Annotated in this window: 1 protein-coding gene; it reads left to right on the top strand. The window is 60.8% G+C overall.

Features of this window, described 5'->3' with window-relative positions; genetic code table 11:
* Window positions 1-49: 49 nt before the first annotated feature.
* Window positions 50-255 (top strand): transposase (locus I6F17_RS38025; RefSeq protein WP_225132499.1); only part of this gene is annotated, 206 nt, incomplete at its 3' end.

The raw sequence follows: 255 nt of genomic DNA, 5'->3' as shown, positions 1-255 counted from the left end.
TAGAGTTTGGGCGCTGCCGAATCCCCTCGGCTGGGAGGAGCGGACGACGATGAAGGCCTCGAAGTTTTCGGACGCCCAGAAGGCGTTTATCCTGAAGCAGGGCCATGATGGGGTCCCGGTTGCGGACATCTGCCGCAAGGCCGGGATCAGCCAGGCGACCTATTTCAATTGGAAGAAGAAGTATGACGGGCTGCTGCCGACCGAGATGCGCCGGCTGAAGCAGCTCGAGGACGAGAACGCCAAGCTGAGGAAGCT

Origin of the sequence: Bradyrhizobium sp. NBAIM18, from assembly GCF_020193825.1 — a bacterium.
In the GTDB taxonomy this organism is placed as follows: Bacteria; Pseudomonadota; Alphaproteobacteria; order Rhizobiales; family Xanthobacteraceae; genus Bradyrhizobium; species Bradyrhizobium yuanmingense.
Note: the sequence above shows the minus strand (reverse complement) of the source record. Positions and strands in the feature narration are given on the sequence as shown.